The organism is Labilibaculum euxinicum, assembly GCF_009795715.1.
Classification (GTDB): domain Bacteria; phylum Bacteroidota; class Bacteroidia; order Bacteroidales; family Marinifilaceae; genus Labilibaculum; species Labilibaculum euxinus.
The window spans coordinates 210,221-234,363 of the sequence record NZ_WTCR01000004.1 but is presented as its reverse complement, the minus strand read 5'-3'; the positions used below and the strand labels follow the sequence as shown (position 1 = coordinate 234,363).

Annotated in this window: 17 protein-coding genes; all 17 read left to right on the top strand. The window is 37.8% G+C overall.

The window, feature by feature from the left end; translation table 11 throughout:
- Positions 1–56 precede the first annotated feature (56 nt).
- The 17 genes from GQR60_RS06525 to GQR60_RS06445 all read left to right on the top strand — a co-directional run bounded on the left by GQR60_RS06525 (position 57) and on the right by GQR60_RS06445 (position 24,079).
- On the top strand, positions 57–2,237 hold the full coding sequence (locus tag GQR60_RS06525) for a S9 family peptidase (protein WP_124992161.1): 2,181 nt from the start codon (positions 57–59) through the stop codon (positions 2,235–2,237).
- Positions 2,238–2,581: 344 nt separating this feature from the next.
- Positions 2,582–5,380 (top strand): hypothetical protein, encoded by a 2,799-nt coding sequence (locus tag GQR60_RS06520; protein WP_124992160.1) that lies wholly within the window; start codon positions 2,582–2,584, stop codon positions 5,378–5,380.
- A 1,057-nt stretch (positions 5,381–6,437) separates the two neighbouring features.
- A complete protein-coding gene (locus tag GQR60_RS06515) occupies positions 6,438–7,241 on the top strand; it encodes an energy transducer TonB (RefSeq protein ID WP_124992159.1) in 804 nt (267 codons plus the stop codon).
- A 165-nt stretch (positions 7,242–7,406) separates the two neighbouring features.
- Complete coding sequence (locus GQR60_RS06510) at positions 7,407–7,652, top strand: hypothetical protein (RefSeq protein WP_124992158.1); 246 nt, start codon at positions 7,407–7,409, stop codon at positions 7,650–7,652.
- A 338-nt stretch (positions 7,653–7,990) separates the two neighbouring features.
- Complete coding sequence (locus tag GQR60_RS06505; RefSeq protein ID WP_124992157.1) at positions 7,991–8,368, top strand: NifB/NifX family molybdenum-iron cluster-binding protein; 378 nt, start codon at positions 7,991–7,993, stop codon at positions 8,366–8,368.
- Between the two features lie 362 nt (positions 8,369–8,730).
- Positions 8,731–10,692 (top strand): GNAT family N-acetyltransferase, encoded by a 1,962-nt coding sequence (locus tag GQR60_RS06500; protein WP_124992156.1) that lies wholly within the window; start codon positions 8,731–8,733, stop codon positions 10,690–10,692.
- A gap of 320 nt (positions 10,693–11,012) precedes the next feature.
- Positions 11,013–11,279 (top strand): YtxH domain-containing protein, encoded by a 267-nt coding sequence (locus tag GQR60_RS06495; RefSeq protein ID WP_124992155.1) that lies wholly within the window; start codon positions 11,013–11,015, stop codon positions 11,277–11,279.
- Between the two features lie 69 nt (positions 11,280–11,348).
- Positions 11,349–11,717 carry a phage holin family protein gene (locus GQR60_RS06490; RefSeq protein WP_124992154.1) on the top strand — a complete coding sequence of 123 codons (369 nt, stop codon included), beginning with the start codon at positions 11,349–11,351 and terminating at the stop codon, positions 11,715–11,717.
- A gap of 91 nt (positions 11,718–11,808) precedes the next feature.
- A complete protein-coding gene (locus tag GQR60_RS06485; protein ID WP_124992153.1) occupies positions 11,809–12,012 on the top strand; it encodes a hypothetical protein in 204 nt (67 codons plus the stop codon).
- Positions 12,013–12,869: 857 nt separating this feature from the next.
- Entirely contained in the window at positions 12,870–14,705 is a 1,836-nt protein-coding gene (ilvD, locus tag GQR60_RS06480; protein WP_124992152.1) for a dihydroxy-acid dehydratase, read from the top strand.
- Between the two features lie 92 nt (positions 14,706–14,797).
- Positions 14,798–16,534 carry a biosynthetic-type acetolactate synthase large subunit gene (ilvB, locus tag GQR60_RS06475; RefSeq protein ID WP_101311019.1) on the top strand — a complete coding sequence of 579 codons (1,737 nt, stop codon included), beginning with the start codon at positions 14,798–14,800 and terminating at the stop codon, positions 16,532–16,534.
- A 97-nt stretch (positions 16,535–16,631) separates the two neighbouring features.
- The gene (gene ilvN, locus GQR60_RS06470; RefSeq protein WP_101311018.1) at positions 16,632–17,147 is read left to right on the top strand and encodes an acetolactate synthase small subunit; all 516 of its coding nucleotides are present in this window, start codon (positions 16,632–16,634) and stop codon (positions 17,145–17,147) included.
- A 104-nt stretch (positions 17,148–17,251) separates the two neighbouring features.
- Positions 17,252–18,298 carry a ketol-acid reductoisomerase gene (ilvC, locus tag GQR60_RS06465; protein WP_101311017.1) on the top strand — a complete coding sequence of 349 codons (1,047 nt, stop codon included), beginning with the start codon at positions 17,252–17,254 and terminating at the stop codon, positions 18,296–18,298.
- Between the two features lie 455 nt (positions 18,299–18,753).
- The gene (locus tag GQR60_RS06460; RefSeq protein WP_124992151.1) at positions 18,754–20,247 is read left to right on the top strand and encodes a 2-isopropylmalate synthase; all 1,494 of its coding nucleotides are present in this window, start codon (positions 18,754–18,756) and stop codon (positions 20,245–20,247) included.
- 178 nt (positions 20,248–20,425) lie between these two features.
- Positions 20,426–21,826: a 3-isopropylmalate dehydratase large subunit gene (gene leuC / locus GQR60_RS06455; RefSeq protein WP_124992150.1), complete on the top strand. Its 1,401-nt coding sequence runs from the start codon at positions 20,426–20,428 to the stop codon at positions 21,824–21,826.
- An 88-nt stretch (positions 21,827–21,914) separates the two neighbouring features.
- Complete coding sequence (gene leuD / locus GQR60_RS06450; RefSeq protein WP_101311014.1) at positions 21,915–22,499, top strand: 3-isopropylmalate dehydratase small subunit; 585 nt, start codon at positions 21,915–21,917, stop codon at positions 22,497–22,499.
- A gap of 14 nt (positions 22,500–22,513) precedes the next feature.
- Entirely contained in the window at positions 22,514–24,079 is a 1,566-nt protein-coding gene (locus GQR60_RS06445) for an alpha-isopropylmalate synthase regulatory domain-containing protein (protein ID WP_225441360.1), read from the top strand.
- Positions 24,080–24,143: the final 64 nt, after the last annotated feature.

The window sequence follows — 24,143 nt, the reverse complement described above, 5'->3', positions numbered from 1 at the left end:
CCACATCAGTAGATTGCGGTATTTGACTCAAAACTCAACAAACACTAAAAAAAAATATGAAAAAACTGATACTTATTTTATTTGCTCTGTTAAGCCTGACTCTGGTGCAGGCACAAAAGAGTTTCACACTTGAAGATATCACCAATAATGGAACCTTCCACGCCCGTTCGGTTTACGGATTACGGTCTATGAACAGCGGAGAATCTTATACCGTTTTAAAACAGGGAATTCGAATTGAGAAGTTTTCTTACGCTACAGGCGAATCTGAAGAAATAATTTTCGATTTAGCAGAAGTTGGTACTGATAAAATTAAAAGAATAGATTCTTACCAGTTCTCTTCCGATGAGCGTAAGATTTTGATTGCAAGTAATCGTCAGAATATTTACCGACATTCTTATTCAGCAGAATTTTATGTGTACGACCGCGATAAAAAGACTTTGGAAGCTTTGTCGGCAGGCAGACAGCAATTGGCTGATTTTTCACCTTCCGGCGATCAGATTTGTTTTTTTAGAGACAACAATCTCTTTATAAAAGATCTTCAGAAGAAGAAAGAGGTTCAGATTACCTTCGATGGAAAATACAATCACATTATTAACGGAGCACCCGATTGGGTTTATGAGGAAGAGTTTTCCTTCAGTCAGGCATACCAATGGTCGCCCGACGGCAAGCGAATTGCCTTTATGCGTTTTGATGAGAGCAAGGTGAAACAGTTCAACATGACTGTTTTTAAAGGAACCAATCCTGAGAAAACAGAGAATGCCTTGTATCCCGAAAATTATACGTTTAAATACCCAAAAGCAGGAGAAGACAATTCTATTGTGAGTGTTCATGTTTACGATTTGCAATCAGCAGTAACTAAAACAATGGATATTGGAGAAGAAACCGACCAATACATTCCAAGAATGCAATGGACACAAGATCCAAAAGTGTTGAGCATTGTCAGAATGAACCGCCATCAGAATCATTATGAGCTTTTGTTGGCTGATGCAGAAAGCGGAAAATCCAAATTATTGTACGAAGAGAAGAACAAAGCCTGGATTGATATTAACGATGATTTGAGCTTTTTGAAGGATGGAAAGCATTTTATTTTCACCAGCGAAAAGTCAGGATTTAATCACATTTACTTGTACGATTTGCAAGGAAATCCGGTTAGACAAATAACCAGTGGCGATTGGGAGGTCACCCGGTTTTTAGGTTACGATGAGTCAAGCAAACTATTTTATTATCAGGCGGCAGCAGTATCTCCTTTGCAACGCGAAATTTATGCTGCAGATATCAAAGGAAAGAAAACCACTTTGCTTAGCGCGGACAAAGGAAGTAATACTGCAAATTTTAGCAAGGGATTCAAATATTACATCAACTACTTTTCGGGTAATGAGCAACCTACTTTGGTGACTTTGCACAATGCAAAAGGAAAATTGATCCGCACGTTGGAAGAGAACCAGGATCTTAAAAAAAGAATGCAGGAGTATCAGTTGCCAAAACGTGAGTTTTTCAGCTTTACAACCTCCGAAGGTGTTGAGTTGAACGCCTGGATGATGAAGCCGGTTGGTTTCGATAGCAACAAGGAATATCCTGCATTGTTAACCTTTTATGGCGGTCCGGGCTCTCAGGAAGTATTGGATCGCTATAGTTTCGATTGGTCGGATTATTTGGCACAAGAAGGATTTGTAGTGGTTTGTGTTGATAATCGGGGAACAGGTGGCAGAGGAGAAAAATTCAAGAAGTGCACCTATATGCAAATTCAGAATCTGGAAGCCATCGACCTGATTGAAACAGGAAAGTACATGGCAAAACAGCCTTTTATTGCTGCCGATAAAATTGGCGTGTATGGCTGGAGTTTTGGCGGACAAATGTCCTCTTTGTGCATGTTTCGCGGAGCAGATGTGTTTGCTGCAGGAATTGCTGTTGCGCCGGTAACTACTTATCGTTATTACGATAGTGTTTATTCGGAAAGATACTTGCGCACACCGCAGGAAAATCCGAAAGGATACGATGAGTATGCGCCCATACATTTTGCGGATCAGTTAAAAGGAAAATTCTTGTTGGTTCACGGCACTTCCGATGACAATGTGCACATGCAGAATACTCTGGAGCTGGCCGAAGAGCTGGTTCAACACAACAAAAAATTTCAGATGCATTTGTACACCAACCGAAATCATGGCATTTATGGCGGGAATACCCGTTTTCACTTGTTTGGTATGATGACCGATTTTTTAAAGGAGAATCTTAAGTAAGAACGAGAAAGTGTCATATGCAATCGTGTTTCTTACCACAAAGGAAAACGAAGTGCAGCACAAAGAAAGTGAGCCTGAATGGCTTAAATATTTATAGCCCGTGGCATCGCCACGGGTTAATTGCATCATATAAATCTGTCGCATGAAATTGTGTTGATTAATGAGTTTAAGATTCCTGCGACGGAATTGCACCGCAACCCGGCACGGGAACCAAAAGGAGAAAAGGAAAAGAATCGGTGGCGTAAAGGTATAAAAGCGACCAGCAACTAAGTTTTTTTTTATTTCGTTTGAATAGTAAGTAACTTACATATTGTGTAAGTGAGCTAGTTACTAATCAGTTCGATATGGATGATTTCTACCTCCCCAAAATGAAACGGTTTTTTGGAGTGCTTCTTTTATTGTTGGGCTTTCTCAGCAGCAACAGTCTTATTGCTCAGGAAGACGATGTTTGTATGATGTGCCACGACGATCCTTATCTTATAAAGGAAGTGAATGGTAAAACACAATCTGTATGGGTCGATTTACCTGTAATAACGAATTCTATTCACGGGAAAATAAGCTGTATCGAATGTCATCCTGAAGCTGCAGTAGAGGACTGGCCACATCCTGAAACAATGTTGCCTGTAAATTGTGGGAATTGTCACGAACAGGCAGCAGAAAAGTATAATATGGGTGTTCATGGCAAAGCATATCAAAAACAAGCCAGGTATGCGCCCGATTGTAAGGAGTGTCATGGAAAGCACGATATTCTTTCTCACAACAATATTAGTTCGCGAACCTATAAAATGAATATTCCCGTGTTGTGTGGAAGATGTCATCGCGAAGGAGCACCTGTTGCACGAACCTATCAGATTACAGAACACAATATTTTAGAAAACTATAGTCAGAGTATCCACGGCAAAGGATTGTATAAAAGCGGTTTGATTGTTACAGCAACCTGTAACGATTGTCATGGAAACCATTTGATATTACCCCATGCCAACCGGCTTTCGAGCATTTCCCTTAAAAATATCGCAGCTACCTGCATGAAATGCCATGCCCGAATAGAGCAGGTTCATACGAAGGTGATCAATGAGCAGTTGTGGGAAAAAAAGCCGGGAGCTATTCCTGCCTGCACCGATTGCCATCCGCCTCATATTGTAAGCATCCAGAATATTGTCGAGAGTATTTCTGATCGTTCTTGTCTGCTGTGTCACGAAAAAAGAGATATTCATAAAATTGTTAAAGGGGATACCATCTCACTTCAGGTTGATGTGAATGATCTTACAAATTGGGCTCATAACAACATTACCTGTGTAAAATGTCACTCTGATGTATCCGCAAAAAAATATCGCCCCTGCGAAACGGCGGGAAAAGTAGATTGTTCCGGTTGTCATGCTGAAGTTGACGAAATATATATGGCAAGCGGGCATGGTGCAGCCTATTTGGAGGGAAAAGAATCGGCGCCCTATTGCACCGATTGTCACGGTACTCATATTGTCAAACCTAAAAAGGATGAGACTTCGCCTGTTTACCGGCTCTCTATTCCAATACTTTGTGGAGGATGTCACCGGGAAAATGGCCGGGCAATTCAGCAAACAGAGCTCAAAGAAGTAGATGCATACCACGACTACTCCATGAGTGTTCATGGTCGAAGCATGATCCAAAAAGGATTGCTTTCGAGCGCTGTGTGTACCGATTGCCACACCACCCATTTTATGCTGAAAGACAGTGACGTGAGATCCTCGGTTTATCCGAAAAATATCCCCGCTACTTGTGGCAATTGTCACAAGGGAATTTACAATGAATACATACGGAGCGATCATGCAATTTCAAAAAACAATGAAGAACAAAAATTCCCGACCTGTACGGTTTGTCATTCGGCTCACCTTATTTCCGAGATCGACAAAGATGAATTTATGCATGAAATTACTCATCAATGTGGCCTTTGTCACAAACATTTGTCTGAAAGCTACATGGATACCTATCATGGGAAGGCCTATCAGCTGGGTTATTTAAAAGCAGCCCGATGTTCCGATTGTCACGGCGCTCATTCCAATATGAATGTGAAGGATCCAAATTCAGCCGTTGGCTACGACAATATTGTGGCAACCTGCCAGAAATGCCACGAAGATGCAAACATGCGGTTTACCGGATTTTTAACTCACGCAACACATCACAACCGCGATAAATATCCGGCTCTGTATTTCACCTTTTGGGGAATGTCCTCCTTACTGATTGCTGTGTTCGGCTTTTTTGGTTTGCATACCCTTTTATGGTTGCCCCGATCCTTGCGCGAACGAAGGCGGAAGAAACTGATGCCTCATTTTGGCAAGGCTGTTTATATCCGGCGATTTACCGAAAGCCAGCGGATTACCCATGTGTTTGTTATTTTAAGTTTTGTGATATTGGCCCTAACCGGTATGATGCTTAAGTTTGCAAATATGCAATGGGCCAGACATTTGGTTGATTTGTTGGGTGGTGTTGAAATGGCAGGTACATTGCACCGTTTGGGGGCCGTAGTTACTTTCGGATATTTTGTTTTTCATCTTTTTTCACTCATTAAAAACAAGAAAAAAATGGGTTTTGGATGGTCGCAATTTATATTTGGCAGGCATTCTCTGCTGTTCAACCGTCAGGATGCTAAAGATTTTTGGGCAAGCATGAAGTGGTTTGTAGGAAGGGGAGAACGACCAAATTACGGGCGATGGACTTATTGGGAGAAATTCGATTATTTAGCCGTATTTTGGGGTGTGGCCATTATCGGTTTTACCGGATTGGTCTTATGGTTTCCCGAGCTGTTTACCAAGTTTATGCCTGGCTGGCTGATTAATGTGGCTCAAATCATTCATAGCGATGAAGCCTTGCTGGCAGTAGGTTTTATCTTCACCATTCATTTTTTCAACACGCACTTTCGCCCGGAATCCTTTCCCATGGATACCGTAATTTTTACCGGTCATGTGCTGTTGGAGGAATACAAGGCCGACAGGCCAAGAGATTATGAAGAATTGGAAAAATCGGGCAAGTTGAACGAATTAATCGTCGAAATGGAGATTCCTGAAGAGAAAAGGCGGATCGTGAAAGTATTTGGTTTCTTTTTCCTTTTCGTAGGATTTCTTTTGATTGCTTTAATCATCTATTCCTTGCTTTTTGGATCCAGTTAAATGCCTGATTTTGTAAGGGAATCTAATATAGAAAAGGAGTCAACGCTAAGGAGCACAAAGAATACAGAATATGAAGGGCTCAAACATCAATAGACTGAGGTAAAACCCTAGGTCTAATGAATCATGAACATCCGTCGCAAAGGAAGTTGACAAACTGCTCCCGACGATTAAATTTGGCTAAAACCACGCGGCAAACTGCTCCCGACGATCAAACTTGGCTAAAACCACGCGGCAAACTGCTCCCGACGATCAGATTTGGGTAAATCCACGTGGCAAACTGCTCCCGACGATTAAATTTGGCTAAAACCACGCGGCAAACTGTAGCCTGTTAATTTATCCAATCCATAAGGTTTGTATAGTCAAGCTTAATGTTATTAATATCGTATTTTAGTAATGATTAATCGATCAATAAAGGTAAACTAGTATCCAATCAAGGAATATGTTGTTGGAGTGCACTTGCTTGAGGGCTCTTTTTTTATTGTTGGTTTTTACAGCAGGTAAGCTCTCGTTAATTGCCAAAGCTGTTTTTGGTGTTCAAATTATCTCTTCTTATAAAAGATCTGTTTGGCTGGCGGGATTTCTTCCTTTTCCCGGTCAGATCTTTCTGTTTGCAAAACAGGCTCATTTGTGCGCCCAATAGCTGTCACGGAAGGGGTGTTGGAGCATACGAAAAAGCAAGCCTGTGTAAATGAACAGACAAAGAAGCGAAAGTTTGGTGTGTTTTTCCAGAAAGTAAATAATGTCTTAGCATCTGAAAAGTGCTTAATTTTTCCCTCTTAATTTTAAAAAGAAATAGGGTCATAGTACTATTATTAAGTTTATCTTTAATACTTAATTATTTGGAACAAGGGAATCGTTTTGCATGATTCAAGTAAAACAATTGGGATTTACGATTGAAGAAGCGAAAGATCTCTTGCAAAAATAAAAAGTCTATAATATCTGATTTTGAGGGATAGAAGACACAATAACAACAACTTACACAAGACAACAGATAAGTGATGTAAGACGCATAGCGTCTTAGCCACTTGTTGGGCAACATTTTAAACAACACAGTAACATGATAAAAACGACACTTTTATTAGTTTATTTATCTATCACTTTGATAGGTTTTTCACAGACTTATTATGACCAAGGAACTCAATATCTTCAAACTGGAGATTATATAAAAGCTGATTCTATGTTGACACTTGCAATAGAAGCAATACCGTTTGGAGATGCATACTATAATCGAGCAATTGCAAGATTGAAAATGGATAATATGGCTGGATTCTGCATAGATATAAAAAAGGCTGCTTCTTATAACGATATTGAAGCAGAGAAATTACATATACAATATTGCCTTAATATTGATACAATAAACTATTCAGATACGTACGAAATTGTTGAGAATGTATCTTCATTTGTAGAAATAGTAAATAAGGAAAAATATTACGATTTGACAGAGGGTTTCGTCTTTGACAAAAATGACAACCAGATTGCTAGATATAGAATTCAGAATAATTACAAGTGGTATGGACTTGTACCAAATATGCCGGAATTCGAGGGAGGAGAAAAGAAAATGCTTAAATTCCTAAAATCTAACTTAGTATATCCTGATTCCGAAATAGATGCGTACAAAAAATATGCTGGAACCTATGCTACAGTTTATGTTCAATTTGATATTTCAGAATCAGGTAAAGTGACAAACGTCCAAGTTTCTGATGAGAAGAAAGAACATACGGAGAAAAACATAAGCAGAAATTTTGTAAATGAAGCTCTAAGAATTGTGAGTCTTCTCCCTGACTTCAAACCTGGAACTTTTAAAGGTGAATCAGTAATTGTTAGAAACGTGATACCGATTAAATTTGATTTTCCTAAATAAAAACGATTGCCCAACAATGTATATAGCAAATAGGCGTGATAGTAATAAATTCAACGGTTTTAGCCCGCTCCAACTTCATCTCGGTTTGATAGGTTTGAAGCACGCAATCGCCTACTTGCCATATACTCAACGTTGTAGGAAATACAATAATAAACATTTAACACTATGAATACTAAAAAAATATTTGGATACATTTTTATAGTAATTTCAATTATCCTTTCAATTGCTATAATTGGTCAATTACCAAGTTTTGTTTCATCGATAACTAACTTATCTAATATTTTTAACAAAAATATAGACAGTGAAAAATTTGGTAATATTATAGGGGCATTTATGTATTGGGTAATTCATATTACCCTAATAATTATTCTTTGGAAGTATGGTAGAAAGTGGACAAAAAAGAGATCGTAACTATAAAATGATTAATTATCCCGCTTAAAAATCCATAACAAAAGTAACCGTTGCACAACTGGTTAATATTTCTAAAAAACAAGATTCATCCCTGATAAATGAGGCATTTATTTTGAATCTCCTGTGGTCTGCATAGGCTGGGGAATTTAAAAATTGGGATCTCTCACAACTTTCCAATTCGGTTTCTATACTCAATCAGATACAAACAGGAAGGTTTTATTCCTTATTTGGAACTAATCTGAGAATCAAAGCCCAATGTTCTAAATAATGTTTTGCTAATTTTATAAAACAAAAGGATAAAATACCTTTGTGTAAAATCAATCAATAAAAATAAAAAAATGAAAATAGCAGTTCCAGTAACAAGCAGCAGACAAATCGATGGTCATTTTGGTCATTGTGAATTTTACAATGTGTTTGCAATTTCAGAAAACAAGGAAATTGTTGATGTACAAAAGATGGAATCACCACAGGGTTGTGGCTGCAAATCGAACATTGCATCGGTTTTGGCTGAAGCAGGCGTAACAGTAATGCTTGCCGGAGGAATTGGCAACGGAGCAATTAATGTACTTAACAATTCAGGAATTGAAGTAGTTCGAGGCTGTTCGGGTAATGCCGAGGAAGTGGTTAAGCTGTATGTTGCAGGCCTGGTAAGTGATAGTGGCTCGAGTTGTCAGCATACTCATGGCGAAGGAGAAGATCATCAATGCAGTCACTAAAATTCTTTGTTTAAGAAGAAAATTACAGGAGTAGAAAGAACATATTTTGCAGTTTGGCCGGCAACATACTCAAAAATCAGTTTAAGGATAAAGTAGCTGTATTTAAATAGCGGTCAATGCAACTGTTTTTTATAACTAAAGAGGTTTATAGTCAGTGCTGTAAACCTCTTTTTTGTGATGGAACAAGTGCCGTTTATACAATGTCTTTTTAACAGATTATACAAGTGAAAATATTTGCAAAATTGCAAATCTTCAATCACTTTTATTATTTAATTTGTAGTAGTAAATGTGATTTGTATTTAAATTAAGAAGTAAGATTAGTCCATTATTAATCAGTGTTATAAACGACTGTAAGAAGTGTTATGAATGTTAAGATAAGAAAGTCCGACATCAATGATTTTAATTTTTTAGTAAAATTAGAAGAGGAGTCTTTTCCTGCTTTTCAACAAAGTACAAAGCAGAGTATCAAGCATGGTATTCAAAGTGATTTTCAGGAGATATTAATCGTTGAAACAAAGGATAAGAACAGAGCGCCGATTGGAGCTTTGGTTTTGTTTAAATACAGTAAATCATTACGCATATATTCTATTGCTATATTGCCCGAATACCAAAATCTGGGATATGGTGATTATTTACTTAAACATGTATTTGAATTTGCCAATCGTCAGAATTATGAAAAAATATTGATTGAAGTAAGTACCAGAGACACAAAACTAATAGACTGGTATAAGCAAAGGGGATTTAATTCTTTTGAAAGAATAGCTGACTATTACGGCGAAGGAGAGGATGCTGTGAAAATGGAATTTAAAACCAATATTGCTTCATGTTCTCATAAAACAACCAATATTATTGTAATTAACCAACCTTATAAATGGACATTCCCAGATATAAATGCGAAGATTATTACCGTTAAAGAATATATAAATAATCCAGTATATCAGACAAATACAGATTTCAGAATCTTTAACTTGTGCAGCAGTTATAAGTATCAAAGTTATGGTTATTATATTTCTTTACTTGCTTCGGCCCGTGGGCAGCGGATTATACCAAGTACAATTACGATTCGTGATTTTCGTATCGTGAACGTGATTCATTCCATTGCTTATGATATTGAGGAATACACCAATAAATCACTGCATAAGGAGAAGGGAAATACTTTTTCCTTACATGTTTATTTTGGACAAACAAATACCAAAGGTTATAATGCGCTGGCGGCTAAGCTTCATCAATTGTTCGAAGCACCTTTGTTCAAAGTGGATTTTATTAAGCATGATGAAAAATGGATTATTAAAAAAGTACAGGTTTTAACCCTGAATAAGGTGGCAGAGCAGGATTTAAATTCGGTGTATGAATTTGCCAAAAAGTATTTCAATAAAAAAAGATTTCACAGCACTAAACTGGTTAATTACAAGTATGATATAGCTGTACTTGTAAATCCTAAGGAAGAGAATTCACCTTCTTGCCCTAAAGCATTGCAGAAATTTAAAAGTGCGGCCAATCGCCGAGGATTATATTTGGAGTTTATAACAAAGCAGGATATTGATAAAATAAATGAATTCGATGCTTTGTTCATTCGGGAAACAACAAGTGTAAATGATCATACTTATGAATTTTCGCGTACAGCTTATGCCGAAGGTTTGGTTGTTATTGATGATCCCTGGTCTATTTTAAGGTGTTCCAATAAGATTTATCAGAATGAAATATTTAAGAAGCATAAATTATTAACGCCTGAAACAGAGGTATTCACCAAGAATTTATTTGACCCTAAAGTTTTGAATCAAATGAATTATCCTTTGGTGTTAAAACAACCCGACAGTGCTTTTTCATTAGGGGTGATAAAGGTTGAAGATAAAGTTGAAGCCCGTGCCGAAATAAATAAGCTTTTTAAAATTTCGGATATGGTTGTTTGTCAGGAATTTCTTTACTCCGACTTCGATTGGCGAATTGGAATTATTGATAATACGCCGCTGTTTGCCTGCAAATATTACATGTGTAAAGATCATTGGCAAATATACAATTGGAAAGGCGAAGAGGAAGATAAAACGGGTAATTCCGAAACTGTCAGCATCGAATCGGTTCCTGAAATTGTGGTGCAGACAGCCTTAAAAGCATCAGCTTTAATAGGAGATGGTTTGTATGGCGTAGATTTAAAAATGATAGATGGTAAAGTTTATGTTGTTGAGGTAAATGACAATCCAAATATCGATGATGGCATTGAGGATTTTGTGTTAAAGGATCAATTGTACGACACAATTATCGATTCGATATATCAGCGAATAGAGATCGCTAAAAATGTGCAGCGAATAGATTTCAGACGAAAATAAGCCCTGCAATCCGGTTGCTTTGTATAAATTACAAATGATTTAAAATGAAATTTAAATAAAAAGATTGCATCTTCAGCAATACATTTGTTTTTAAGAACATAGTAATGCCAATATCATCACGATATTGGCATATTTTATATGTAAAATTCAATGTGTAGATAGTTTTTAATAGTATGATCGGACAAAATATACTTATAAAAAAAATGCCTGATGCAGAATGAAAAAATTGACTACTGCAGTAAAAATCCTTAACTTGATATAAGGTGTTATACATCAAATCTTTATAATATATTTATTGTTTCATTTTAAAATTTTATGATATGTCAAGTACAGGAGGAATTGTTGCGGGCTTGCTAGTTGGCTGTGCAATTGGTGTTGGTTTAGGTGTTTTATATGCTCCCGATAAAGGGGAGGTAACCCGTAAAAAAGTGAAAGCGAAGGCAAAAGAAAAGGTTGAAGAATTAGATGCTGTTTTCGATAAAAGTGTAGAAAACATGCGTGTTAAAATGGACGAACTAATTGTGGCGTTAGAGAAGAAATTAGAAGACTTCAGAAGAAAAGAAAAGGAAGAAGAAGAATTAGCATAATTCTTTCTGACGTCTGTTTGTTATTGAAATCAAATTATTGAAGTTTCAGTTTGCTAAAACAAAAAGATATTGGGAAAAATCGCCGAACAGTTCACACAATTAAAGGAGCTGCTTATTGAGTATTTCGATTCTAATGTTGAATACTATAAGTTTGCTGGTTTCGAAAAATTAATGCGCTTCGTTGTTGCCATGACGTTTGCTGCTGTGTTTTTCATATTGCTTATGCTTGCATTGTTTCTTTTTGGATTTAGTGCTGCCATATGGCTGGGCGATTTGCTGGGAAATGAAGCTGCAGGTTACCTGGGCATAGGTTTCTTTTATCTCTTTTTGTTGTTATTGGTTTATCTTCTTAAAAAACCCCTGATTGAGCGCCCATTGATCAAATTCTTTCATCGATTCCTTTTCAAAAAGGAAAATAAAAATAATGAACCAAGCTGAATTCTATCGATTCTAACGCCAAAGCTATGGGTTTATTATTCCAGATTTTTCACAAATTACGGTAACACTGTAAAAATAAAATAGATACTAAATGAAGCGCTTTCGGTCACTTAAGGATATTGAAAAAGAAAGATACCGCCTTTATCTGGAAAAGGAATTGGCTGGTTACAAGCTGGAATATTTTTTTCGAAATACCAGAAAAAATTTTAGTGCTGAAAATTTTTTGGAGAACAGTGTTGGAAATTGGTTTGGAAGAACGATTGGACGATTCATCAGGAAAAAAACCAATCCTTAAATTTCCATAGAGGGAATACTCTGGAAAGAAAGGAGTATTACTAAAAAAACGCAGAAAAATTCGGAGTAAAAAGTGATTAAAATTGGAGGCTGTTGAGAAATTAAATATCAATAGTCTCTTTTTTTTTGCAGAATAGTAGATGGAAACTAAGAAAGAGGGATCGGATATTTTGTCTCGAATTAGGCTAAAAGCAAAGGGTGCAAAGCTTTGCATAAAATTATTTTCGGTTTATTTTATCTGTTTTTTGACAATTGAAAGTTACATTTAATCGCAATCGCTGTAAAAATTATAAGTATTGATAATCAGTGCTTAATGGTAGTTATTTAGATTATTATCAGATTAAAAAAAGCAATTGGGAATCGTAAGATTTGCAAATAAGGGATTTTTCCTCTTATATTTGTCGCATAGATTTGTCAACGTAATCAGATCGAAAGAGAGATTGTAGATGTTCGTTGACAAAATTAAAAACAAATTATGAATCTTTAGAGGTTCGAATCAACAAAAAGAATATGCAATTTAATTCAGTAATTATTATTAGCGTCATTATTCGCGTCCTTCTGGACACGATTCGAGGCTGAGCATATTTAAATTAAACGAATTTAATTTTACAAAATATCTAAGGCCTCTTCAAAACGAAGGGGCTTTTTTTTTGATCCGATTATTGTATGTTATCATTTAAGGTAGTCATTATCGTCATTATTATTTCAATTGTCATTATTAGAATGACAAGGAAGGAAAGCGTGCACAGACAATAACTTTCTATAAAACGAAATTATTAGCGCTCTTTCCAACGAAAGGGCGTTTTTTTTGACGCAAACTGAAACAAACAAGAATAAACTATTAACGAATTAACCAAAATGTATAAAAATAAATTACGCAGTGATCAGACCACACAAGGCCGAAGAATGGCCGGAGCGAGAAGCTTGTGGCGGGCAAACGGAATGAAAGAAGAGATGTTCGGAAAGCCGGTTATTGCGGTGGTGAACTCTTTCAGCCAATTTGTACCGGGACATGTGCACTTGCAAAATGTAGGGCAAATGGTGAAGACGGAAATTGAAAAGGCCGGCTATTTTGCTGCTGAATTTAATACGATAGCTATTGACGATGGAATAGCAATGGGTCACGACGGAATGCTCTACTCTCTGCCTTCACGCGACGTAATTGCCGATAGTGTTGAATATGTTTGCAATGCTCACAAGGTTGATGCCATGATCTGTATTTCCAACTGTGATAAAATTACTCCTGGAATGATGATGGCTGCCATGCGATTAAATATCCCTACTGTTTTTGTTTCGGGTGGACCAATGGAAGCCGGTGAGTCGAAAGGCGAGAAGCTTGATTTGGTGGATGCCATGGTAAAAGCCGGTGACGATAGTGTCAGCGATGAGCGCATGCAGGAAATTGAAGAATCAGCTTGTCCTACTTGTGGCAGCTGTTCGGGAATGTTCACCGCCAATTCTATGAACTGTTTGAATGAAGCATTAGGTTTGGCTTTGGCAGGAAATGGAACTTTACTGGCTACTCATAAACTTCGTAAAGATTTGTTTACTGATGCGGCGCAATGCATTGTAGATATTACGAATAAATACTACAAAGAGGGTGACGATCGGGTTTTACCTAGATCAATTGCCACAGTGGATGCTTTTAGAAATGCAATGACATTGGATATTGCAATGGGAGGATCAACAAACACTGTGCTTCATTTGTTGGCAATTGCCCATGAAGCCGAAGTTGATTTCACCATGAAAGATATGGATGAACTGTCTCGTAAAACACCAAATTTGTGTAAAGTAGCTCCAAATTCGCCTAAATATTACATCGAAGATGTGAACAGGGCGGGAGGAATCATGAGTATACTTGCAGAATTGGATCGTGGAAATCTTTTAAATACTGATGTGTATCGTGTTGACTCTGCCAACCTAAAAGAAGCTTTGGAATTGAATGATCTTTTTTCTGAAAAGTTGACTGCTAAAGCACTGGAAATATATCATGCTGCACCAGGTCAATCGGGTAGGAACTTAACGTTTGCTTCTCAAAATACTGCTTTTAAGGAGCTGGATAAAGACAGAGAAGCCGGTTGTATCCGAAGCATGGAAAATGCTTACACTCAAGATGGTGGATTGGCCGTTTTGTTTGGAAACATTGCTCCAAACGGGAGCATTGTAAAAACGGCAGGAGTAGATTCGTCAGTTTTCAATTTTACTGGTACGGCAAAAGTATATTATTCACAGAAAGATGCTTGCGAAGCCATTCTTACAAAACAGATTAATGCTGGCGATGTGGTTGTGATTCGTTACGAAGGACCAGCTGGCGGACCCGGAATGCAGGAAATGCTGTATCCAACCTCTTACCTGAAATCAATGGGATTGGGAGCAAAATGTGCTTTGATTACCGATGGACGTTTTTCTGGTGGAACTTCCGGATTATCAATCGGTCATGTGTCTCCTGAGGCAGGAGCCGGAGGAGCAATTGCTTTAATTCAGAATGGTGATAAAATTGAAATCAGTATCCCTAAAAGAAGCATCAATGTCTGTATTTCTGATGAAGAGTTAGCACAAAGAAGAAAAGACGAAGAAGCATTTGGTCAGGAAGCATTTGTGCCGCGAGGACGTAACCGTCAGGTTTCAAAAGCTCTGCAAGCCTATTCAAGACTTGTGTCTTCGGCAGATAAAGGAGCAATTAGACAATTATAAATTATTAATTAAGAATTAATAATAGAGTCAAAGGAGTCAAAAAATTTTAAGGAATTCACTGCTTTCGACTTTTGGCTAAAACAACAAACACAATGGAAGTAGCAGCAAAAACAAAAAATACAAATGGAATGATTAAAACCATTGAAAGAATATCGGGAGCCGAGATTTTGGTTCGAACGCTTATTCAGGAAGATGTAGATACCATGTTTGGATACATTGGTGGTGCAATCATGCCTGTTTACGATGCTTTGTACGATTATCAGGATGAAATGAAACAGTACATGTCGAGGCATGAACAAGGAGCAATGCATTCTGCTCAGGCTTATGCACGAATCAGTAAAAAACCAGGTGTGTGTTTTACGACTTCGGGTCCTGGCGCAACAAATGTAATTACCGGATTGGCGGATGCATATCTGGATTCGACTCCTATGGTTGTAATTACCGGACAAGTAGCCAGTGGTTTATTGGGAACAGATGCTTTTCAGGAAACCAATATGGTTGGTCTGTCAATGCCTGTAACAAAATGGAATTATCAAATTACAAGTGCTGATGAAATTGCCAAGGTAATTGCTAAAGCATTCTATATTGCCCGTTCAGGTCGTCCGGGTCCGGTTTTAATTGATATCACTAAGGATGCTCAGATTGCCACAGCAGATTACGAATATAAAAAATGCGAAAGGGTACGTTCTTATCAGCCGGTTCCAAAAATAAATCAGTCGGAGATTGAAGCCGCCGCCGCATTAATCAATGGTGCAAAAAAACCATTGCTTTTGGCCGGGCAAGGAATTTCTCTTTCGGGAGCTGAAAAAGAATTGATGGAATTTGTTGAGAAAACTCAGGTTCCTGTTGCTTGTACTTTGTTAGGATTGTCATCATTCCCTACTGATCATCCGTTGTATGTTGGAATGTTGGGAATGCATGGAAATTACGGACCGAATATGAACACCAACGAATGTGATGTTTTGATTGCAGTTGGTATGCGTTTCGACGACAGAGTAACCGGGGATACAGCAAAATATGCCAAACAGGCAAAAATCATTCATATTGATATAGACAGATCAGAACACAACAAGAATATTATAGTTGATGTACCTGTATTTGCGGATGCCAAGCAAGCTTTAGCCGAACTGAATAAGTTGGTTAGTGGTGGAGAAAAAGCAGCATGGATGAAGACTTTCAAAGATTACTATCAGCTTGAATTTGATAAAGTAATTAGTAAGCAGGCTTATGCCAATAAGGAAAACATTAACATGGCCGAGGTAATTCGATTGCTGTCGGAGCAGACTAATGGCGAAGCTATTTTGTGTACCGATGTTGGACAGCACCAAATGACAAGTGCCAGGTATTATGAGTTTAAAAACCCAAATACTCAGATTACATCAGGAGGACTAGGAACCATGGGATTTGGTTTGCCTGCAGCCATTGGAGCTCAAATAGCTGATATGGATGCAACGGTTGTATCTGTTTCCGGAGATGGTGGATTCCAAATGACTTTACAGGAGCTTGCGGTAATCAAACAGTATAACCTGCCGGTTAAAACAATTGTATTAAACAACTCGTTTTTAGGAATGGTACGTCAGTGGCAGGATTTGTTTTTCGAACAACGATTTTCAAATACCCAGCTGGAGAATCCTGATTTTGTAAAGATTGTTGATGGATACGGAATCAAAGGAAAAAGAGTATCGAAGAGAGAAGATTTGGATGCTGCAATAAAAGAAATGCTGGAAACACCGGGAGCTTTCTTTTTAGAAGTGATTGTTGAAACGGAGTGTAATGTTTTGCCAATGATTGCACCGGGAGCTGCAGTATCAGATATGCGGTTGGAATAAGTTTAAAGTAAAAGGAGAAGGTTTAAAGTGAAGAGAATAAACCATTTTATTGAGTTTTATCTCGTATCTCATTTCTCACATCTAATATCTAAATAAAATGAAAGAATATACAATAACAGTTTTTTCTGAAAACGACATCGGTTTGTTGAATGAGGTAACCATCGTTTTCTCGAGAAGAAAAATTAACATAGAAAGCTTAACTGTTTCCGAATCGGAAGTAAAAGGGGTTTCACGATATACCATTGTTGCTTTTATGGATGAAATGAAAGTTGAGAATGTGGTTCGTCAAATCGAAAAGATCATTGGGGTATTCAAGGCCTTCTTTTTTGAGGCTGATGAGATTGTTCATCAGGAAGTGGCATTGTTTAAAATTGCAAATTCTCCCGATTTAAATGGAAATCTGGAAGCATTAATGAGAAGTCAGAATGCAAAAATTCTTACTGTTCATCCGGATTTTCTGGTGATTGAAAAAGTTGGGTATAAGGCTGATAACCAGGAATTGTTTAATGAACTGGAACAGTTTGGTGTATTGCAGTTTGCCCGTTCGGGTCGGGTTGCAGTATCCTGTCAACAGAAAGAATTTACAAGTTATTTAAAAGAATTATCAAATTAAAAATAGATGTAAGATGATAGAAATGAGATGTGAAAAAATAGAATCGTTCACATTTCACTCTCAAAATCTAATATCTAAAATCTAATATCTAAAAAATAGAAAAAATGGCAACAATAAACTTTGGTGGCGTTGAAGAAAAAGTAGTTACACGTGAAGAATTTTCGTTGGAAAAAGCACGTGAGGTAATGAAAGATGAAACCATTGCGGTTATCGGATATGGTGTTCAGGGACCAGGTCAATCATTAAATTTAAAAGATAATGGTTTTAACGTAATCGTTGGTCAGCGTAAAGATTCTAAAACCTGGGATAAAGCTGTCGCTGACGGTTGGGTTCCAGGAGAAACTTTATTCGAAATTGAGGAAGCTCTTGACAAAGCTACCGTTATTCAATATTTGTTATCAGATGCCGGACAGATTGCTGTTTGGCCTACAGTACAGAAATATTTGAAGCCAGGTAAAGCACTTTACTTTTCTCATGGTTTTGGTATCACTTACAAAGAGCGTACGAATATTATTCCTCCGAAGGATGTTGATGTAATTTTGGTGGCTCCAAAAGGATCAGGAACCAGTTTGAGAAGAATGTTTTTGGAAGGACGTGGTTTGAATTCTTCGTATGCGATTTTTCAGGATGCAACTGGAAGAGCTTTCGACCGTGTTGTGGCATTGGGAATTGGTGTTGGTTCAGGTTACCTGTTCGAGACTACTTTTAAAAGAGAAGTTTACTCGGATTTAACTGGTGAGCGTGGAACATTGATGGGATGTATTCAAGGAATTTTTGCTGCACAGTATGAAGTTCTTCGTTCTAACGGACATTCTCCTTCTGAAGCGTTTAACGAAACTGTTGAAGAGTTAACTCAAAGTTTAATGCCATTGGTTGCTGAAAATGGAATGGATTGGATGTATGCAAATACTTCAACAACAGCACAACGTGGAGCATTAGATTGGTGGAAACCTTTCCGTGATGCTACCAAACCGGTTTTCGAAAAATTGTATAAAGAGGTTGCTGCAGGTAACGAAGCACAACGTTCTATTGATTCCAACAGTCAAAGCGATTATCGTGTGAAATTAGACGCTGAATTAAAAGAACTTCGCGAAAGTGAAATGTGGCAGGCGGGTACTGCTGTTCGTAAATTAAGACCTGAAAATAACTAGAAATACATTCAAAACCTGACAGATTTTTAAAACCTGTCAGGTTTATTTCAAGCTTGGATATCCCATTAATTAGAAAACAAAGATTGGCTTAGTTTGCAGGTTAATAGGGTTTTGTGTTTTAGTTTGTGTTTCGGGAAATGTATTTGAATTAGTTTGAAGATCGTAGTTGCAATTGAATAATTGTTTTTCCCAAAGGCCATAAGTTTTTAGGTTTGTCAGGGATTGGGAGATTTCTCCCATTATTCTAAAATAGTCCAAAACTTTAGTAAGATGATTTATGATAGTATCCTTATTGGTTTTAACCTGATTATTGATCTCATTATTGGAGAATCAACAAGGAAGACTGTATAATATTCTAACTAATGTAAGGTTATCATGCAAGGTTCTTCCAAAGACAGGGAGAATTTTTTTTTGCAGCAAAAACGAGTAGTAGCATACGTAAAAACACAAATACAATGAGTGATAAAATATTTATTTTCGACACCACACTTAGAGATGGTGAACAAGTTCCGGGATGTCAATTGAATACAATTGAGAAAATTGAAGTTGCCAGAACTTTAGAGGCTCTTGGAGTGGATGTTATAGAAGCAGGTTTTCCTGTTTCAAGTCCGGGAGATTTCAATTCAGTCGTCGAAATAGCCAAAGCGGTTAGTAATCCCATTATCTGCGCACTTACCCGCGCTGTTGAAAAGGATATCGATGTAGCTGCCGAGGCTCTTAAATTTGCAAAAAGAGGGAGGATTCATACCGGAATTGGTACTTCTCCTTATCACATAAAATCAAAATTAAATTCAACCCCCGAGGAAATACTCGATCGTGCTGTTCGCGCAGTAAAGTATGCCAAGCGTTATGTCGAGGATGTTGAGTTTTATGCTGAGGATGCCGGGCGTTCAGATAATGAATATTTGGCCCGCGTAGTTGAAGCGGTTATTAAAGCCGGAGCTACAGTTATTAATATTCCTGATACAACAGGATATTGCCTTCCCGGAGAATATGGTGCGAAAATTAAGTACCTGATGGAAAATGTCTCCAATGTTCACAAAGCAATTTTATCAACCCATTGCCATAATGATTTGGGTATGGCTACTGCGAACTCTTTAAGCGGCGTAATTAATGGAGCCCGTCAGGTAGAGGTTACCATAAACGGAATTGGAGAACGGGCAGGAAATACTTCATTGGAAGAGGTGGTGATGGCCATTAAAACGCATCATGCCTTGCCTTTCTATACCGATATCAAGAACAAGGAAATTTATGCTGCCAGTCGTTTGGTTTCGTCTTTAATGAACATGCCTGTTCAGGCAAATAAAGCCATTGTTGGAAGAAATGCATTTGCTCATTCATCAGGAATCCATCAGGATGGATTCTTGAAAAACAGAGAGAATTACGAAATTATCGATCCTGTTGATGTTGGGATTAAGGAATCAGCAATTGTTTTAACAGCCAGAAGTGGTCGTGCAGCATTAAATCATCACCTAAGTCAAATGGGCTATACATTAACCAAAGATCAGCTGGATGATGCCTATAATCGATTCTTGGTGATGGCTGATCAGAAAAAGAATTTGACAGAGAAAGATCTTTCGGAATTAATGGGTGATGCCAATGATTTGCAGAAATCAGTGGAATTGGAATTACTGCAGGTTGTTTCCGGTAAATCAACCATTCCGATGGCTACGGTACATCTGAAAATAAAAGGAGTCAGCTGTGCGGCAACCGCTGAAGGAAACGGGCCGATAGATGCTTGTTTCAATGCGGTTAAAAAACTGATAGAACAAAAATTCACTTTGGGTGAATTCCTTGTTCAGGCGCTTACCCGCGGAAGCAATGATTTGGGAAAAGTTCATGTTCAGGTTGAACACAAAGGTCGTACAGTCTATGGATTTGCAGCGAATGTTGATATCATTACAGCTTCTGTTGAAGCATTGGTTGATGCGCTTTCCAAAATAGTATAAGACAGATTTAGATAAAAATATTCAGAAACTATTTGAATTTGTTTTTAGAATTTTTTTCGGTGAAAGATGAAGCGTAACAAGGCAAATTAAGGCAGTTAGGCTTTATTTATTCATATAAAAAAACTGAAGGATAAATTAAAACAGTTTCTCAAATACATAATCGTATTAAAAGAGTAATATGGAACCAAAAACACTATTTGATAAAGTATGGGATGCTCACGTGGTTGAGAAAATTGAAGGAGGCCCCAGTGTATTTTATATTGACAAGCATTTGATTCACGAGGTAACCAGTCCGCAGGCATTCTCCGGATTAGAGGCAAGAGGAATGAAAGTTTTTCGTCCTGAAAATACCATTGCAACTCCAGATCATAACATTCCGACAGAAAATCAACACTTAACCATTAAGGATGAATTGTCGAGAAAGCAAGTTGAAACTTTAACGGCTAACTGCGAGAAAAATAACATTACACTTTATGGTTTAAATCATCCATATAATGGGATTGTTCATGTTGTTGGTCCGGAGCTTGGACATACCCAACCGGGAATGACTCTGGTTTGTGGTGACAGTCATACTTCAACACACGGTGCTTTTGGAGCTGTAGCTTTTGGTATTGGTACTTCGGAGGTAGAAATGGTTTTGGCAACTCAGTGTATTTTGCAGCCGAAGCCTAAAAAAATGCGGATTACTATTGATGGCCAACTGCAAAAAGGCGTTACCGCAAAAGATCTTACACTTTATGTGATAGCACAGCTGGGAACCGGCGGTGCAACCGGATATTTTGTTGAATATACAGGATCGGCAGTTCGTGCTTTGAGTATGGAAGGTCGAATGACTGTTTGTAACATGAGTATCGAAATGGGAGCCCGCGGAGGAATGATTGCTCCCGATCAAACTACTTTTGATTATGTGGAAGGTCGTGAATTCGCACCAAAAGGTGAGGACTGGACAAAAGCTTTGGCCAAATGGAAAGAGTTAAAAACTGATGAAGGAGCTAAGTTCGATAAAGAATATACATACAAAGCTTCGGACATTGAACCAATGCTGACTTATGGAACCAATCCAGGAATGGGAATTGGTGTTTCCGGAAGTATCCCAACGGCAAAAGATGTGGATCCAACCGAATTGCCAACTTTCAAAAAGTCATTGGATTATATGGGATTTGGTTTAGGAGACAAACTATTGGGTAAGAAAGTTGATTACGTTTTTGTGGGTAGTTGTACCAATGGTCGTATTGAAGATCTTCGAATTTTGGCTGCTGCGGTTAAAGGAAAGAAAAAGGCAGATTCAGTTACTGCATGGATTGTTCCCGGATCAAAACAAGTTGAAAAACAGGCTATAGAAGAAGGCTTGGTTGAAATTTTGGAAGAAGCAGGATTTAAAATGCGTCAGCCTGGCTGTTCTGCATGTTTAGCCATGAACGACGATAAAATTCCGGCAGGAAAATACAGCGTTTCTACATCAAATAGAAATTTTGAAGGAAGACAGGGACCTGGCGCAAGAACAATGTTGGCCAGTCCGCTTACGGCTGCAGCGGCTGCAATCACCGGAGTTGTTTCCGATCCTAGAGAATTGTTTTAATCAAATTCAGTTATCAGTAAATAGTAATTAAACAGTATTTGGTTAGCGTAACGATAGCTATCGGCTAACTGCTAAAAGTTAAATAATTATGCCAATAGATAAATTTACCACATTGGAATCGACATATGTACCGCTTCCCGTTGAAAATGTGGATACAGATCAAATTATTCCTGCACGTTTCCTAAAGGCGACAAGCCGTGAAGGATTTGGTGAAAATCTTTTCCGCGATTGGAGATATACTTCTGACGGAAAAGAAAACCCTGATTTTGTTTTGAATAAATCTGAATATTCAGGCGAAATTTTAGTGGGAGGAAAAAATTTCGGAAGTGGTTCATCAAGGGAACACGCAGCATGGGCAATTCACGATTATGGTTTTAAAGTTGTTGTGAGTAGTTTCTTTGCTGATATTTTCCAAAATAATGCATTGAATAACGGAGTACTTCCTGTTATGGTTTCGCCTGAATTTTTAGCGAAAATATTCGATGCCGTAGAGAAAAATAAGGAACAAAAAATCGTAGTTGATTTGGAGAAGCAAAGCATTAGTCTGAATGGAGAAAGCGAAAGTTTTGCAATTAATCCTTACAAGAAAAATTGTTTACTGAACGGATTCGACGATATCGATTTCCTTCTCGCAAGAAAAGAAAAGATAGAGGCTTTTGAAGCCAATAACTAATAGAACATGCAAAGATGAACGAACTGCGTAGCTTAGAAATAATGGACACCACTCTGCGGGATGGTGAGCAGACTTCTGGGGTAAGCTTTAATTCCGAGGAAAAGTTAGGCGTTGCAAAATTATTACTGCAATCCTTAAAAGTAGATCGGATAGAGGTAGCCTCAGCCAGAGTATCTGAAGGAGAATTTCAAGCAGTAAAGCGAATTACCAAATGGGCAGAAGAGAACGATTGTCTGGACAAAATTGAAGTTCTGGGTTTTATTGACGGAACTGCCTCTCTTGATTGGATTCATGCAAGTGGTGCAAGAGTAGTGAATTTGCTGTCGAAAGGTTCATTAAAGCATTTACAGGGACAGTTGAAAAAATCACCGGGACAGCATGTTCAGGATATTAAAGACGCCGTGGCCTATGCATCAAATCTGGGAATCAAGGTAAACCTATATCTTGAGGATTGGTCGAATGGGATGATTTCTTCAAGAGATTACGTTTGGTATCTGATGGATGAGCTTCAACATGAAAACATTCAGCGTTTCATGTTGCCCGATACTTTAGGTGTATTAAATCAGGTGCAGGCTTTCGATTTTTGTTATGCTTGCCGCGAAAGATATCCAAAACTGCATTTCGATTTTCATGCTCATAATGATTACGATTTGGCAGTAGCTAATGTTTATTCTTCAATTTTAGCTGGTATTAATGGCATTCATACAACAGTGAATGGTTTAGGCGAACGAGCGGGAAATGCTCCTTTGGCTTCCGTAATAGGAGTAATAAACGATCATTTGGCTCGTAAAATAAATGTTGATGAGAACAAAATCAATATTGTTAGTCGAATTGTAGAGACTTTCTCAGGAATTCGGATACCCAGAAATAAGCCTTTGGTAGGAGAGAATGTTTTCACACAAACCTGCGGCGTTCATGCCGACGGCGATTCAAAGGATGATTTGTATTTTAACCGTTTAATGCCCGAAAGATTTGGACGTGAACGCAAATATGCCCTTGGCAAGACATCGGGTAAGGCGAACATTAAAAAAAATCTGGAAGAGCTGGGGATTACTTTGGAAGAAGAAACCATGAAACTGGTTACAAAGCGGGTCATCGAACTGGGAGATAAAAAAGAAGTAGTTACCATAGATGATTTGCCTTACATTGTTTCTGATGTTTTGAATCAGACAATGGATGAGATGCCAATTCAGATCAAACATTATTCTTTGTCTTTATCCAAAGGAATGCGTCCGTTTGTTTCTATTAATCTGGAAGTAAACGGGAAAATGTACGAAGGAACATCGTCTGGTGATGGTCAATTCGATGCTTTTATGAATGCCATTTGGAGCATTTATGACGAATTGGGCAGAGAACGGCCAATATTGACCGATTATCTGGTTCGAATTCCTCCGGGAGGAAAATCAGATGCTTTGGTGGAAGCTTTTATTGCATGGAATTATAAGGGGAAGGAATTTAAAACCCGGGGATTGGATCCTGATCAGATAGAAGCAGCAATAAAGGCTACTCTTCGAATGCTGAATTTAATTGAGCAACATGACAATGTACTCGCAGGGCAATTATCAGATAACAATAAATAAAAACATAAAATGTGTAATTGGATTTTGATAAAGTTAAATCTTCTCAAATCTGATATCTAAAGAT

Excerpts from the sequence above, each read along its gene's own strand:
- GQR60_RS06525 (WP_124992161.1), top strand. The coding sequence starts at position 57 with ATGAAAAAACTGATACTTATTTTATTTGCTCTGTTAAGCCTGACTCTG.
- GQR60_RS06520 (WP_124992160.1), top strand. The coding sequence starts at position 2,582 with ATGGATGATTTCTACCTCCCCAAAATGAAACGGTTTTTTGGAGTGCTT.
- GQR60_RS06515 (WP_124992159.1), top strand. The coding sequence starts at position 6,438 with ATGATAAAAACGACACTTTTATTAGTTTATTTATCTATCACTTTGATA.
- GQR60_RS06510 (WP_124992158.1), top strand. The coding sequence starts at position 7,407 with ATGAATACTAAAAAAATATTTGGATACATTTTTATAGTAATTTCAATT.
- GQR60_RS06505 (WP_124992157.1), top strand. The coding sequence starts at position 7,991 with ATGAAAATAGCAGTTCCAGTAACAAGCAGCAGACAAATCGATGGTCAT.
- GQR60_RS06500 (WP_124992156.1), top strand. The coding sequence starts at position 8,731 with ATGAATGTTAAGATAAGAAAGTCCGACATCAATGATTTTAATTTTTTA.
- GQR60_RS06495 (WP_124992155.1), top strand. The coding sequence starts at position 11,013 with ATGTCAAGTACAGGAGGAATTGTTGCGGGCTTGCTAGTTGGCTGTGCA.
- GQR60_RS06485 (WP_124992153.1), top strand. The coding sequence starts at position 11,809 with ATGAAGCGCTTTCGGTCACTTAAGGATATTGAAAAAGAAAGATACCGC.
- ilvD (WP_124992152.1), top strand. The coding sequence starts at position 12,870 with ATGTATAAAAATAAATTACGCAGTGATCAGACCACACAAGGCCGAAGA.
- ilvB (WP_101311019.1), top strand. The coding sequence starts at position 14,798 with ATGGAAGTAGCAGCAAAAACAAAAAATACAAATGGAATGATTAAAACC.
- ilvN (WP_101311018.1), top strand. The coding sequence starts at position 16,632 with ATGAAAGAATATACAATAACAGTTTTTTCTGAAAACGACATCGGTTTG.
- ilvC (WP_101311017.1), top strand. The coding sequence starts at position 17,252 with ATGGCAACAATAAACTTTGGTGGCGTTGAAGAAAAAGTAGTTACACGT.
- GQR60_RS06460 (WP_124992151.1), top strand. The coding sequence starts at position 18,754 with ATGAGTGATAAAATATTTATTTTCGACACCACACTTAGAGATGGTGAA.
- leuC (WP_124992150.1), top strand. The coding sequence starts at position 20,426 with ATGGAACCAAAAACACTATTTGATAAAGTATGGGATGCTCACGTGGTT.
- leuD (WP_101311014.1), top strand. The coding sequence starts at position 21,915 with ATGCCAATAGATAAATTTACCACATTGGAATCGACATATGTACCGCTT.
- GQR60_RS06445 (WP_225441360.1), top strand. The coding sequence starts at position 22,514 with ATGAACGAACTGCGTAGCTTAGAAATAATGGACACCACTCTGCGGGAT.